The organism is Sporanaerobacter sp. PP17-6a (assembly GCF_900095615.1).
In the GTDB taxonomy this organism is placed as follows: domain Bacteria; phylum Bacillota; class Clostridia; order Tissierellales; family Acidilutibacteraceae; genus Acidilutibacter; species Acidilutibacter cellobiosedens.
Genome location: NZ_FMIF01000030.1, coordinates 41,807 through 53,981, shown reverse-complemented (window position 1 = coordinate 53,981; position 12,175 = coordinate 41,807). Strand labels below are relative to the sequence as shown.

Genomic DNA, 12,175 nt, shown 5'->3' with positions numbered 1-12,175 from the left:
ATTTTCTAATATAGAAGGAGAGAATAGCAATGTCAAATGAAATCAAATATGAAGTTATCGAAAAAATAGGGGTGATTTCAGGCGTGGATAAAAAGTGGCAGAAGGAATTGAACTTAATAAGCTGGAATGGCAGAGAGCCTAAATATGATATCAGAGACTGGGATTCAAGTCATGAAAAGATGGGTAAAGGAGTCACTTTTACAAGAGATGAATTAAAAAGGCTAAGAGATATATTAATTGATCTTGAGCTTTAGGTATAAAAATGAGGAGGGAAAGAAATGAAAGATATAGTTTTTGCAGGAGGATGTTTTTGGGGAGTGGAAGAATATATGTCGAGAATAGAAGGAGTTGTAGATACAAAGGTCGGTTATGCTAACGGTATCAAAGCTAATCCTTCTTATGAGGAAGTATGTACTGGGACAACAGGTCACGCCGAATCATGCTATGTAAAGTTTGATGAAAATAAAATCACCCTTGAGGAACTTCTTCACAGGTTTTGGAAAATAATTGACCCTACATTGGTGAATAGGCAAGCTGGAGATACAGGAGAGCAATACAGAACAGGAATTTATTACATTGATGAGAAGGATTTGCCGATTATACTTAAAACCTTGGAAGAAGAGAAAAATAAATATGAAAAACCCATAGTCACGGAAATAGAGCCATTAAAATGTTTCTACGACGCGGAAGAATACCACCAAAAATATTTGAAAAAGAATCCGAATGGATATTGTCATATTAAATTTTAGATGAATTAAGTAAAATATGAGGAATAGGAATAGACAGCTATACCTTATTTAAGGGGGAGGAAATGATATGTTTAAACTGGAAACGGTTAATGGCATGAACGATGAGGGAAAATTAGAATATATGAATATTTTGCTTAAGGGACAAGTTAGTTCGGAAAAAGACAGCATAGCAATTCTTTCAAATGCTTCTGCAATTATCATGTCCTGTGTCGACAGGCTTAATTGGTCTGGGTTTTATATAATGAGGAACGGAGTTTTGGTTTTAGGACCGTTTCAAGGGCTTCCCGCATGTAATAGAATTGAGATAGGAAGTGGAGTATGCGGAACAGCAGTTGAGGAAAAAAGAGTATTGAGAGTAGATGATGTACACCAGTTTTCCGGCCATATTGCCTGCGACAGTGCTTCTCAGTCGGAACTTGTTCTTCCAATAATTAAAAAAGGCAGAGTTTACGGAGTACTGGATTTGGACAGCCCTGAAAAAAGCAGGTTTACTGAATTGGAAGAAAAATATTTTTTGAAATTTGTAACGATATTAATTGATCATGTGGATTGGGAAACAGTTTAGAAGAGAATTTTATTTAAAACATTTCTTATGCAATCATATGAATATCCCTTTCTTTGAAGATATCCTCCTAATTTTCTGTATATTTTTTCCTTTGAGTCATTTTTATAGGACGATATCTTTTTATTTGCCAATTCCAAGGCTCTTTCAAATTCCTCATCAGATTCTTCATTAACTACTTCTTCCAATATTTCTTTTGATATTCCCTTCATAGATAATTCATATCTAATTCTTTTAATTCCCAATCCATTAAGTTTACTTTTTTCTTCAAAATATATTTCTGCAAATCTTCTATCATTAATTAAATTTTGGTCTTTTAAATATAGGACAGTATTTTCAATTATTTCTTTTTCATATCCTTTTTCGGACATCCTGTCTATAATTTCCTTTTCTGTTTTCCATCTGTAGGAAAGAAGATTTAAAGCATAATTTTTTCCTTTATTCAATTCTTCAGACTTTAAAACATTTTCTACCCATTCCTGAGAAACCGTCATATCTTCTTTTAAGTCATATTTATATGATATCTCCGAAGACAAGCCGAAGGCAAAACTATCATCTATATAGATATTTACCCGTTCTTTATTTTTTTGAGATTCTATTTTCGTTATTTTCATATATTCTCCTATTCTCCTTAAATATTATCTCAGTGAGAAGAAAATTTTCCCACTGAGATAATTATATTTGAGTGGTTGTTATATTTCGTGAACTTCAACGGATTTAACAAAGGTCTTATATTCATTGGATTTCAAGGGCCTGTCGGAGTATTCTATTTCTCCGACCTGATTATCGTAAGGGTCATGCCTTAAAAATTTTCTTTCCGGATAGAAATCATAATGAAAATCTGAGTTAGCAACCATTCTAAAGGGGTCAAGATTTCCAAAATAAAAATTCCATCTTTCCTTATCATTATTTCTTAAAGCTCCTCCTCCAAAGGATGGATCGGCAAACAGCCAACCGTAAGGTTCAACATAAAATTCAGCCCAATCATGACATCCCGCTGAGTAAGGATCCACATGAAGTCCGGATTGCCATTTGGCAGGGATACCGATTATCCGGCATAATGTAATAAATAGTATGGCCTGTACTCCGCAATCTCCCTTTTGATTATATGCACAATATTCGGGTATATTTGTAATTGCTGCATATTGTCTCATATATGAATATTGTATATTTTCGGTAATATAATCATATATACGCCTTGCCCTTAACAGAGGATTGGTTTCTTTTCCTACTATTTCCTTCGCTAAAGATACAAGAAACGGAGTGAATCTTATATGAGGCGGCCATTCTTCGGTACAGAAATTAGGCTGATATGCCGATACCTTTGATGGATCCGGATTAACGTATTTTATATGATTTTCATATGAATATTCTACGAAAAATGTATCCCCTCCCTTAACTTTTTCTTCAAAGAAAATAGTTCTTTGAGGGTATTGAAGGGGTGAGATATATTTTGCTTTATGAGAGGTACTCAATATTTTTATATCTTTAATCTGCCTTGCTGCCCGGGGTATAGGAAGATGGACATTTACAGTTTCTCCTATTCTTGATAATTCCTTATCCAATTTAATTCCTGCCATGACCTGAATGAAATATTTCTTCTCTCCTTTTTCAATTATTTCCTTTACTGTTTTATTTAAGAGAGAACTTCCTGAGGAATTTTCTTCTTTTTGTATTAATCTTGACTTAAAGTCAGAATTTACTTTAACAATATTCTCCAAGAATCTGTGATGAAACATTATTTTACCATTTATATATATCCAATCGGCATATCTTTCATCCTTTAAAAACTCAAGGTCTTCCTTTGTAAAATTTTTAATCTTTGATTGGGCGTAATTTAAGGCAGATTCGTAAGTAAAATCATAATCTTCTTTTAATCTTTCGATTCTGTCCCTTTCAAAGATTAGTCGTTGTTTTAAAATGTCGGGAATATTTCTTTTTAAATAAACGTCGATAAGTTCCTGAGATTTTTGGAAATCTCCAAAATAAACGGTGTTCTTTAAATCTTCCGGCAGATCTACCGTAAGAAATTTTAATTTATTCATAATCATCCCTCCGCTGTTGATGTTTAACTTGATTATATAACAGATATTATACTTTATAAAGAAAAAGAATTTTATTTTTAGAAGGTTTTTAGAAGTATATATAGAATATCATATGGGAATATATTCTATGTGGAGGTAAATATGAACAAAGTATCTATAATAAATGAATTACAGGAAATCATATCTTATGGGAAAAGAGAAAGAGATAAGATACTAAATTCCTCTGAAAACATAAATTTTTCTTTATATGAAAAAGTAACTGCCTTTGAAGAAGACAAAGTAAGGAAAAGCGAACATAGTACAGACAATTGGCAAAATAAAATTTTTTATGCCGATAATATAAAAGTAATGGAATTCCTCTTAAAGAATGGTTACAAAGGGAAAATTGATTTAATATATATAGATCCTCCTTTTTTTTCTGAAACAAATTATAACAGGAGAATTATACTAAATGATGGAGAGAAAGATATTTTCATCAAACATTTTGCTTATGAAGACAGATGGAGAAAAGGAATAAAAAATTATCTTGAAGAGTTGACCGTAAAATTATATTTGATGAGGGATCTTTTAAGCTCTAAGGGCAGTATATATGTTCATTTGGATTGGCATATAGTTCATTATATAAAGGTATTAATGGATGAAATATTTGGAAGAGAAAATTTTGTTAATGAGATAATATGGAGTTATAAATCAGGAGGAGTAGGTAAAAGACATTTTTCTAAGAAACACGATACTATTTTATTTTATTCAAAGACTAAAAATTATATATTTAATGTTCAGAAAGAAAAATCCTATAACAGAGAATTAAAACCTTATAGATTTAAGGGAGTAAAAGAATTTAAGGACGATATTGGCTGGTATACATATGTAAACACAAAGGATGTTTGGAATATAGACATGATAGGAAGAACATCAAAAGAAAGGGTGGGTTATGATACTCAAAAACCGAGGAAACTCCTTGAGAGAATTATTTTATCTTCTACAGATGAAAATTCCATTGTGGCAGATTTTTTTGCAGGCAGCGGTACTACCGGAGTTGTGGCAGAGAAACTTAAAAGAAAATGGATAATGTCAGATCTGGGAGCGACATCTATTGCAGTGATGAAGGAGAGACTTATTGAAGAAAGGGCAAATAGATTTAATTTATATAGAATACCTCACGAGGAAGACGACAGTATTGACTTCAAAATTAAAATAAAAAAAAGATGTCCCTGCGATTTTTTTAATGAATGTTTGGAAATAGAAATAGAGGATTATGAAATAAAAGACATATCAAAACTTCCTGTTGATAGGAAATATTGGTTAAAGATAAAGGATATTTTAGAGAAAGACTCTTTTGAATTTGTGGAATATGTCGCAGTGGATACAGACTATAAGGGAGATTTTTTCTCTTTTAAGCAGGAGCACTATAGGACTTATGGAAATAAGAGAGGTTCTTTTAATAAGAATATACTATTAAAATTGGAGAAAAACTTAAAAAAAAGGAATATAGCGGTACAATTGATAGATGTATTTGGAAATGAAAAAATTAAAATAATCAATTTATAATATACAATTGATTTTATTTTAAAAATGAAAGGAGCGAGGGCATGGAAAGAATTTTGAAAAAATTAGATCCGGAAAGAGTATTTTATTATTTTGAGGAAATAACTAAAATACCAAGATGTTCGGGGGAAGAGAAAAAGATAAGTGATTACTTAGTAGATTTTGCCAAAAAGAACAAATTGGAAGTTATACAGGATGAAGCCTTAAATGTAATTATTAAGAAAAAAGGAACTTTAGGTTATGAGAACTCTCCGGTAGTAGTTTTACAGGGACATATGGATATGGTAGGAGAAAAAAATGAAGGAGCTGATCATGATTTTTCAAAAGATTCCATTGAAATATTTATAGAAGGCGATTTTATAAAAGCAAAAGAAACAACTCTCGGAGCCGATGATGGAATTGCTGTGGCGATGTCTTTGGCTATACTCGAATCTAAAGATATTCCCCATCCTCCTTTAGAGGTACTTATTACTACTAATGAAGAAACAGGGATGAATGGTGCCATGAGTTTAAACCCTGAATTTATAAGAGGAAGAATATTGATAAATTTAGATTCCGAAGAAGAAGGGATTCTTCTTGTCAGTTGTGCGGGAGGAGAAAGAAACAAGGTAACGATTCCTATAATATGGGAAGAAAATAAAAAGGAAATGGAAGGCTATATTATTAAAACCGAAGGATTGCTGGGAGGACACTCGGGAGCAGAAATTAATAAGGGAAGGGGAAATTCAAATAAGATATTGGGAAGGATACTTAATTCAATTAATGAAAAATTAAGGATTAATTTGTACAGAATATCCGGTGGAGCTAAGACCAATGCTATCCCTCGTACTGCAGAAGCAGGAATTGTTATAGAAAAGGGTAAAGCAGGAATATTAAAAAAAGAAATCAGTGTTATTGAGGATGAATTAAAAAATGAGTTGAGATGTACGGACAAGAATATAAAAATAACGTTAAATTTAGATACAGAGGAGATTAACAAAATATATTCCAAAAGTACATCGGATAATATAATAAATTTTTTGATGCTTACTCCAAATGGAGTGAAAACTATGAGCGGAGAAATTTTAGGACTTGTAGAAAGTTCTTCCAACATTGGAATAGTACATTCTACAGAAAAAGAAGTAATTTTTGAATCGTCTATAAGAAGTTCAAAAAAGAGTCTGCAAAAATATATATCAAGAATAACAAAAATAGCAGGAGAAGTTTCCGGAGGAAGATGGGAGAGCTATTCTTCTTATCCTGCATGGGAATATAATCCCAACTCATATATAAGGGATTTATTTAAAAATACCTATAAAGATATTTATGGAAAGGATATAAAAATTGAGGCTATTCATGCAGGTCTTGAATGTGGACTTTTTAAAGAAAAATTTGAAGACATGGATATGGTATCCTTAGGACCAGATATGGTTGGGGTACACACTCCTGAGGAGAGATTAAGTATCTCTTCCACTAAAAGAACTTGGGAATTGCTAACAGAGGTTTTAAAAAAAATCAAATAATTTCATTTTTTTATATACTCATAGATTAAAATAGGGTATTATATGCATATAATTAATACAAAATATAATGAAAAGGAGAATGATTATGAATAAAAAATTTGATGAAGAAAATTGCGGATGTGACCATCCTGAACATTCCCATGATTGCGGATGTGAACATGACGATGATACGGATATAATTTATATAACATTGGATGATGGAAGTGAGATAGAATGTAGCATTATAAGAATTTTTGAAGTTGATGGAAAGGAATATATCGCTCTCCTTTCTATTGACGATGATCAAGTTCTTTTGTACAATTATGAAGAAAATGAGGATGGCTTTGGACTTTCTTCAATTGAAGATGAAGATGAATTTGAATCGGTTTCGGAGGCTTTCTATACGTTCTATGCTGATGAAGAAGGGGACTATGAGGATTACGGCGAATATGACGAAGATGATGATGAAGATGAAGACGACGAGGACGATGAGGATTATGATGAATGATTATTAATTAAAAGTACTTCAGTTAAAAACTGAAGTACTTTTAATTAAATTTTTATAAAAAGAAAGGGTGATTTAATTGAAAAAAGAATTGGATTTTTCTTACAAACTTTTAGATTTTGTAAATAACAGTCCAAGCTCATTCCATGTAGTCAATAATGTAAAAAGTGTATTATTAAAAAATGGATTTAAAGAGTTGAATTCGGGGGAAAGATGGGTTTTAGAAAAAGAAGGAAAATATTTTGTTACTAAAAATGATTCTGCTCTTATAGCATTTGTTGTAGGAAAAGGAGAACTGGGGAAATATGGTTTTAAACTAATCGGAGCACACACGGATTCTCCTACCTTTAGAATAAAACCCCATAGTGAAATAAAAACAGAAAATCAATATCTGAAGTTAAATACAGAAGTGTATGGCGGGCCCATTATAAATACATGGTTGGACAGGCCTCTTTCCATCGCAGGAAGAATTTCTGTAAAAGAGAAAAATTTTCTTAACCCGGAAACCTTTTTGCTGAGTATAGATAAACCTATAGCCGTAATACCTAATCTGGCTATACACATGAATAGACAGGTAAATGATGGTATCAAATTAAATACTCAAAAAGAAACACTCCCCATTTTGTCTGTTATTAATGAAAAATTTGAAAAAGATAATGCTTTGCTGGACCTTATAAGTGAAAATATAGGAGTAGATCCTGAATCAGTCGGGGATTTCGACTTATTTTTATACGAATATGAAAAAGGGTGTATAGCGGGACTTAATGATGAATTTATTTCTTGTGGGAAGTTGGATGATTTGGCTATGGTTCATGGAGGACTTGAAGCGTTGATTGATAGCGAACCGAGTAATGAAACAAATGTATTGGTTTTATTTGATAACGAAGAAGTAGGGAGTTCCACAAAACAAGGGGCGGACAGCCCTATGCTTGAAAACCTTTTGGAAAGAATATGTATTTCTTTAAAAAAGGACAGGGAGGATTTTTTCAGAGCATTTAATAATTCTTTTTTAATTTCGGCAGATATGACTCATGCTCTACATCCTAATTATCCCGAAAAGCAAGATCCGACAAACAGACCCATTATTAACAAAGGACCGGCCATAAAAATAAGCGCCAATCAATCTTATACTTCTGACAGCGTAAGCAGCACTGTATTTCAATCTTTATGCAATGGAGCAGGAGTTCCTGTGCAGATATTCGTGAACAGATCAGATATGAGGGGAGGTTCAACTATAGGTCCTATTTCTTCAACTCATCTGGGCATTTCTTCCGTTGATGTGGGCAATCCGATTCTTGCCATGCATTCCATAAAAGAACTGGGAGGAGTTTACGACCATTATTATATGTATAAAGTTTTTAAGGAACTATATAAAATATAGCTTAAAAGGTTGAGAAAATATGAAGTTCAAAATGATAGCTATCGATCTGGACGGAACTTTGCTTACAGATGACAAAAAAATTTCCAAGGAAGATTTAAAGGTTCTTAAATCCGCCATAAATCAAGGGTATGAGTTGATAATAGCTACAGGAAGAAGATATTATTCGGCAAAGAACTTGATAAGGGATTTAAAAGAGGATGTTGTTATTTTTGCTAACAATGGAAATATTGTAAGGAATACAAAGGATGATAAGGTGCTTATAGAAAAGTACTTAAATATTAAAGATTTTCATACTCTTATTAGAGAAGGCAGAAAGAGAGACCTATTTTCTATTGTTCATGCAAACGGATATGATAAAGGAGTGGATTTATTTATTGAATTAAACAAAGATGACAGCAGATATTATAATTATATTGAGAAAAATGAAAGCAGATGCGTTCAAGTCAATGATTTTTTGTATGGCAATATTGAAAAGGTACTCACTGTGGTTTATATGGGAAATAAAGATAAACTTAGGAAATTTAAATTTGAGATGGATAGTTTATATCCTCATAAATATAGATTTCATATGATGGAGAACATGTCTGTACAGGGTTTTCTCGAGGTGATGAATCCCTTAGGCTCCAAATGGTTGAGCATTAGAGAATATGCAATGGGTAAAGGGATATTTCCCGATAAAATTATCTCTATAGGAGATGATGATAATGATATAGAGATGATTGAAAAATCAGGGCTGGGAATTGCTATGAAAAATGGGACAGAGTCTGTAAAAAAATCTGCAGATATAATTACTGAGACTGATAATAATCAAGATGGAGCAGGGCTTACTTTAAAGAAAGTATTAAGGTTGTAATATAAACAATAAAATTCTTGAAGGTGATTTGGTGGAGCACAAATTGAGATACAATTCTTATTCTCAATATCTGAAGGAAAGATTCGGAGAAAAGGTATATAAACTTCCTATCAATCTTCCCCTTACGTGTCCGAACAGAGACGGAGTGCTGTCCTATGGAGGATGTATCTTTTGTGGGGAAGAGGGAGGTTCTTTTGAAAACCTTCCTAATTATTTAACGATAAGAGAACAGATATTGAAGAATAAAGATTATATAAGGAAAAATTATAAAGCGAATAAATTTATAAGCTATTTTCAAAAATTTACAAATACTTATGTTCCCATGAATTATTTTAGAGAGATGATAGCAAATTCAATAGATGATGATATAGTAGGAATATCCTTATCTACCAGACCCGATTGTATAGGGGAAGAATACTTAGAGTATCTGTCGGATTTAAGCAAAAAAAAGGATTTAGAAATTACTTTGGAAATAGGACTTCAGACAGTCAACTATCATACCCTTAAGATAATAAACAGAGGGCATACTCTGGCTGAATTTATTGACAGCATATTAATGTGTAAAAAATACAGTATTAGGACCTGTGTACATCTCATATTGAACTTACCTTGGGATACTATGGATGATGTAGTGGAAGCTGCTAAAATACTTTCTGCTTTGGATGTAAATGAAGTAAAACTTCATGCGCTTTATATCTTAAATGGGACTGTTCTCGGAGACATGTATAAGTCCGGGAAAATTCAATTGATTTCAAAGGATGAATATATTGAACGTGTAATTACGTTTTTGGAATGGTTAAAGGATGACATCGTAATACAGAGAATTATAGGAAGAGCACCGGAAGAAGGTTCTTTGTTTGTTAATTGGAATGAAAGCTGGTGGAAGATAAGAGATGAGATAACAAAAGAAATGGAAAAAAGAAATACCTATCAGGGGAAGAAATGCCATTATCTTGCAGGAAAGGCATTAAAAAATTTTAAAAATATAAAATAAAATAAAGGGAAAAGAGAGTCTGATGTAGAATAAAATAATAATATGTAATTATCAATGTGGAGGTGGTTAAAATGGTTAAGTTTATTTGCGGAGAAAAGGGCAGCGGAAAGACAAAAAAACTGATAGAGATGTCAAATGCAGACATAAAAGCCGGAAACGGAAACATTGTTTTTGTAGCAACAGACCATAATCACATATTTAGCCTTGACTATCTTGTGAGGCTTATAAATGCCATGGAATTCAATATTGAAGATATTGAATCATTCTATGGCTTTTTATGTGGAATTTTAAGCATGGATTACGATTTGGATAAAGTTTATGTAGATGGTATATATAAGCTGATTAAAATTGAGAAAAAGGATATAGATTATTTAATAGAGAAATTAAATTTGTTGAGTGAGAAATTTGGAGTTGATTTTTATATTGGCTTGGGAGTAGGTTCAGATTATAAACTTAAACAAATTCCTTATAAGTCATCTGAATATATTATAGAAGTAGCGGGAGACTAAAAGCAGGAAATATTTCCTGCCTTTTAGTCTATCCTTTTGTATTGGGATAAAATGTTGCACAATCAGTTTCTTGAGAAGATGATGCATTCCTGTGTTGTATTTCAATTTTTTCTGCAGTACAATAGTCCCCAGTCATATGATATGAACAAGTGTTTACTACACATTTAACTCCTTCAATAGGTGAATTGTTCTTATTTGCTTTCATACAATACCTCTTTTCTTATATTTTTAGTAGCTATAATTATTTTGTACTTTTTTAAATAAAGTATTCTAAAAAATAGTGGAAAAGTTTTTATTACAAAAGAATATTTGAACTTATATATAAAAGTGATATACTTAAATAAAGGGAAAAATTTAATTTTATTTTTTAACATAACATATGGATTTATTTTAAATAATATAATATAAATAATTAAGACATTAGATAGGGTGTTTTAAATTGTCGACGTACCATAAAAAAGAAAGCATTTTTGATACATTTTTTAGCAACAGGAATTCTCTTATCATTCAGTATAAAAATGGAGATATAAGTAAAAGAGAATTTTTAGAGGGAAATTTTGAGTTTGTCCAGAACATGAATGTCAAACCTTTTTCTAAAATAGACAGTTATGAAAAGGGGATGTATAATTACCAATATTATAATGTATTAGCAAAATATTATACTATGCTTGCTAAGGAAATTAAAAAAAGCGGAAAAAATGAAAAGTATTATGTCTATTATATAAACAAGGGAGATTATTATTATCATGAAAAGGATAGAGCTACATTTCAGCTTCTTAAATATTTAAATTATGAAAAAGTGGTAGCTTATTTTATAAAAGTGGAATCAAAATATCTCAAAAATAAACTTTATGAAATAGTTCTTATAGATCATAAGGATGCCATATTCCATTCGAAGAGCAGGTGGTTGATGGAGGCTCTTAAGAAAGAGGGAGTTTTTTTGGATGAGGAGAAAGTTTCATTAATTGACGGCTATATAAATGAAAAATATTAACGGGGAGAATTTTCCCCGCTTTTTTATTTTAATTATTTGCTCATCATACTTAATATCTCTTCAATTGTACTGTTTGATTTGATTTCATATTCTCCGGATTTAAGTTTTGTATCCAAATTCATTTCCTTCGCTTTGGCGAGAAATTCGTCTTTATCTTTTATAAGTCCCTTTTCAAGCAAAATATTCGCAATATCGGGGCAAGGAGATCCTTGAGGAATTACTACCTTGACATTTACAATATTTGCTTCTTTGCTGTTATCTGATTTGTTATCTTTATCTGAAGGTTGGGATTTATCGGAAGAAATAGTTTCATTAGTTGCGGGACTTTTATCTGCCGTATTTTTTTTGAACATAATATTTAATCTCCAAGTTATAACTCCGGCTACTACAACTATTGTTAATATAATCAGTATGTAATCAACGGCATCATACATAAAGTCCTTCATACGTTCGCCAAATTTTTTCAAATTTTCCACCTCTTTTTTTAAAAAGATTATGGTTTTATTGAGTTTTTATATATAATATGATTATAACATAACATAGAGAAAAAGGTGAGA

Annotated in this window: 15 protein-coding genes; 11 read left to right on the top strand and 4 right to left on the bottom strand. The window is 31.6% G+C overall.

The genetic code is table 11. The features are described 5' to 3' along the window. Positions 1–29 precede the first annotated feature (29 nt). The 3 genes from PP176A_RS12390 to PP176A_RS12380 all read left to right on the top strand — a co-directional run bounded on the left by PP176A_RS12390 (position 30) and on the right by PP176A_RS12380 (position 1,314). Positions 30–254 carry a YdbC family protein gene (locus PP176A_RS12390; RefSeq protein ID WP_071140800.1) on the top strand — a complete coding sequence of 75 codons (225 nt, stop codon included), beginning with the start codon at positions 30–32 and terminating at the stop codon, positions 252–254. A gap of 24 nt (positions 255–278) precedes the next feature. Next, positions 279–749, top strand: coding sequence for a peptide-methionine (S)-S-oxide reductase MsrA (msrA, locus tag PP176A_RS12385; protein WP_071140799.1), 471 nt, complete (start codon positions 279–281; stop codon positions 747–749). A 67-nt stretch (positions 750–816) separates the two neighbouring features. Beyond that, positions 817–1,314: a GAF domain-containing protein gene (locus tag PP176A_RS12380; RefSeq protein WP_071140798.1), complete on the top strand. Its 498-nt coding sequence runs from the start codon at positions 817–819 to the stop codon at positions 1,312–1,314. Here the strand turns inward: PP176A_RS12380 and PP176A_RS12375 are convergent. Further along, complete coding sequence (locus PP176A_RS12375; protein WP_071140797.1) at positions 1,311–1,925, bottom strand: regulatory protein RecX; 615 nt, start codon at positions 1,923–1,925, stop codon at positions 1,311–1,313. The two genes, PP176A_RS12380 and PP176A_RS12375, sit on opposite strands and share 4 nt — an antisense overlap. Positions 1,926–2,003: 78 nt before the next feature. Next, entirely contained in the window at positions 2,004–3,356 is a 1,353-nt protein-coding gene (locus tag PP176A_RS12370; RefSeq protein WP_083381953.1) for a transglutaminase-like domain-containing protein, read from the bottom strand. A gap of 141 nt (positions 3,357–3,497) precedes the next feature. Between PP176A_RS12370 and PP176A_RS12365 the strand changes: the two genes are divergently transcribed. The 7 genes from PP176A_RS12365 (at position 3,498) to PP176A_RS12335 (ending at position 10,624) form a co-directional block, all read left to right on the top strand. Further along, on the top strand, positions 3,498–4,904 hold the full coding sequence (locus PP176A_RS12365; RefSeq protein ID WP_071140795.1) for a DNA methyltransferase: 1,407 nt from the start codon (positions 3,498–3,500) through the stop codon (positions 4,902–4,904). A gap of 41 nt (positions 4,905–4,945) precedes the next feature. Next, positions 4,946–6,403 carry an aminoacyl-histidine dipeptidase gene (locus PP176A_RS12360; RefSeq protein WP_071140794.1) on the top strand — a complete coding sequence of 486 codons (1,458 nt, stop codon included), beginning with the start codon at positions 4,946–4,948 and terminating at the stop codon, positions 6,401–6,403. A gap of 85 nt (positions 6,404–6,488) precedes the next feature. Beyond that, positions 6,489–6,890 (top strand): DUF1292 domain-containing protein, encoded by a 402-nt coding sequence (locus tag PP176A_RS12355; protein WP_071140793.1) that lies wholly within the window; start codon positions 6,489–6,491, stop codon positions 6,888–6,890. A 76-nt stretch (positions 6,891–6,966) separates the two neighbouring features. Beyond that, positions 6,967–8,268: a M18 family aminopeptidase gene (locus PP176A_RS12350; protein ID WP_071140792.1), complete on the top strand. Its 1,302-nt coding sequence runs from the start codon at positions 6,967–6,969 to the stop codon at positions 8,266–8,268. A 19-nt stretch (positions 8,269–8,287) separates the two neighbouring features. Further along, the gene (locus PP176A_RS12345) at positions 8,288–9,121 is read left to right on the top strand and encodes an HAD family hydrolase (protein ID WP_071140791.1); all 834 of its coding nucleotides are present in this window, start codon (positions 8,288–8,290) and stop codon (positions 9,119–9,121) included. A gap of 43 nt (positions 9,122–9,164) precedes the next feature. Further along, the gene (locus PP176A_RS12340) at positions 9,165–10,115 is read left to right on the top strand and encodes a TIGR01212 family radical SAM protein (protein WP_071140790.1); all 951 of its coding nucleotides are present in this window, start codon (positions 9,165–9,167) and stop codon (positions 10,113–10,115) included. Positions 10,116–10,186: 71 nt separating this feature from the next. Further along, complete coding sequence (locus PP176A_RS12335) at positions 10,187–10,624, top strand: hypothetical protein (RefSeq protein ID WP_071140789.1); 438 nt, start codon at positions 10,187–10,189, stop codon at positions 10,622–10,624. Between the two features lie 28 nt (positions 10,625–10,652). On the opposite strand, the gene PP176A_RS12330 is transcribed toward PP176A_RS12335, so the two are convergent. Then, positions 10,653–10,829 carry a DUF1540 domain-containing protein gene (locus PP176A_RS12330; protein WP_071140788.1) on the bottom strand — a complete coding sequence of 59 codons (177 nt, stop codon included), beginning with the start codon at positions 10,827–10,829 and terminating at the stop codon, positions 10,653–10,655. A 234-nt stretch (positions 10,830–11,063) separates the two neighbouring features. Between PP176A_RS12330 and PP176A_RS12325 the strand changes: the two genes are divergently transcribed. Beyond that, positions 11,064–11,618 carry a DUF6648 family protein gene (locus PP176A_RS12325; RefSeq protein WP_200796150.1) on the top strand — a complete coding sequence of 185 codons (555 nt, stop codon included), beginning with the start codon at positions 11,064–11,066 and terminating at the stop codon, positions 11,616–11,618. Between the two features lie 32 nt (positions 11,619–11,650). On the opposite strand, the gene PP176A_RS12320 is transcribed toward PP176A_RS12325, so the two are convergent. Then, positions 11,651–12,085 (bottom strand): endolytic transglycosylase MltG, encoded by a 435-nt coding sequence (locus PP176A_RS12320; RefSeq protein ID WP_071140787.1) that lies wholly within the window; start codon positions 12,083–12,085, stop codon positions 11,651–11,653. Positions 12,086–12,175: the final 90 nt, after the last annotated feature.

Excerpts from the sequence above, each read along its gene's own strand:
- PP176A_RS12390 (WP_071140800.1), top strand. The coding sequence starts at position 30 with ATGTCAAATGAAATCAAATATGAAGTTATCGAAAAAATAGGGGTGATT.
- msrA (WP_071140799.1), top strand. The coding sequence starts at position 279 with ATGAAAGATATAGTTTTTGCAGGAGGATGTTTTTGGGGAGTGGAAGAA.
- PP176A_RS12380 (WP_071140798.1), top strand. The coding sequence starts at position 817 with ATGTTTAAACTGGAAACGGTTAATGGCATGAACGATGAGGGAAAATTA.
- PP176A_RS12375 (WP_071140797.1), bottom strand. The coding sequence starts at position 1,925 with ATGAAAATAACGAAAATAGAATCTCAAAAAAATAAAGAACGGGTAAAT.
- PP176A_RS12370 (WP_083381953.1), bottom strand. The coding sequence starts at position 3,356 with ATGAATAAATTAAAATTTCTTACGGTAGATCTGCCGGAAGATTTAAAG.
- PP176A_RS12365 (WP_071140795.1), top strand. The coding sequence starts at position 3,498 with ATGAACAAAGTATCTATAATAAATGAATTACAGGAAATCATATCTTAT.
- PP176A_RS12360 (WP_071140794.1), top strand. The coding sequence starts at position 4,946 with ATGGAAAGAATTTTGAAAAAATTAGATCCGGAAAGAGTATTTTATTAT.
- PP176A_RS12355 (WP_071140793.1), top strand. The coding sequence starts at position 6,489 with ATGAATAAAAAATTTGATGAAGAAAATTGCGGATGTGACCATCCTGAA.
- PP176A_RS12345 (WP_071140791.1), top strand. The coding sequence starts at position 8,288 with ATGAAGTTCAAAATGATAGCTATCGATCTGGACGGAACTTTGCTTACA.
- PP176A_RS12335 (WP_071140789.1), top strand. The coding sequence starts at position 10,187 with ATGGTTAAGTTTATTTGCGGAGAAAAGGGCAGCGGAAAGACAAAAAAA.
- PP176A_RS12330 (WP_071140788.1), bottom strand. The coding sequence starts at position 10,829 with ATGAAAGCAAATAAGAACAATTCACCTATTGAAGGAGTTAAATGTGTA.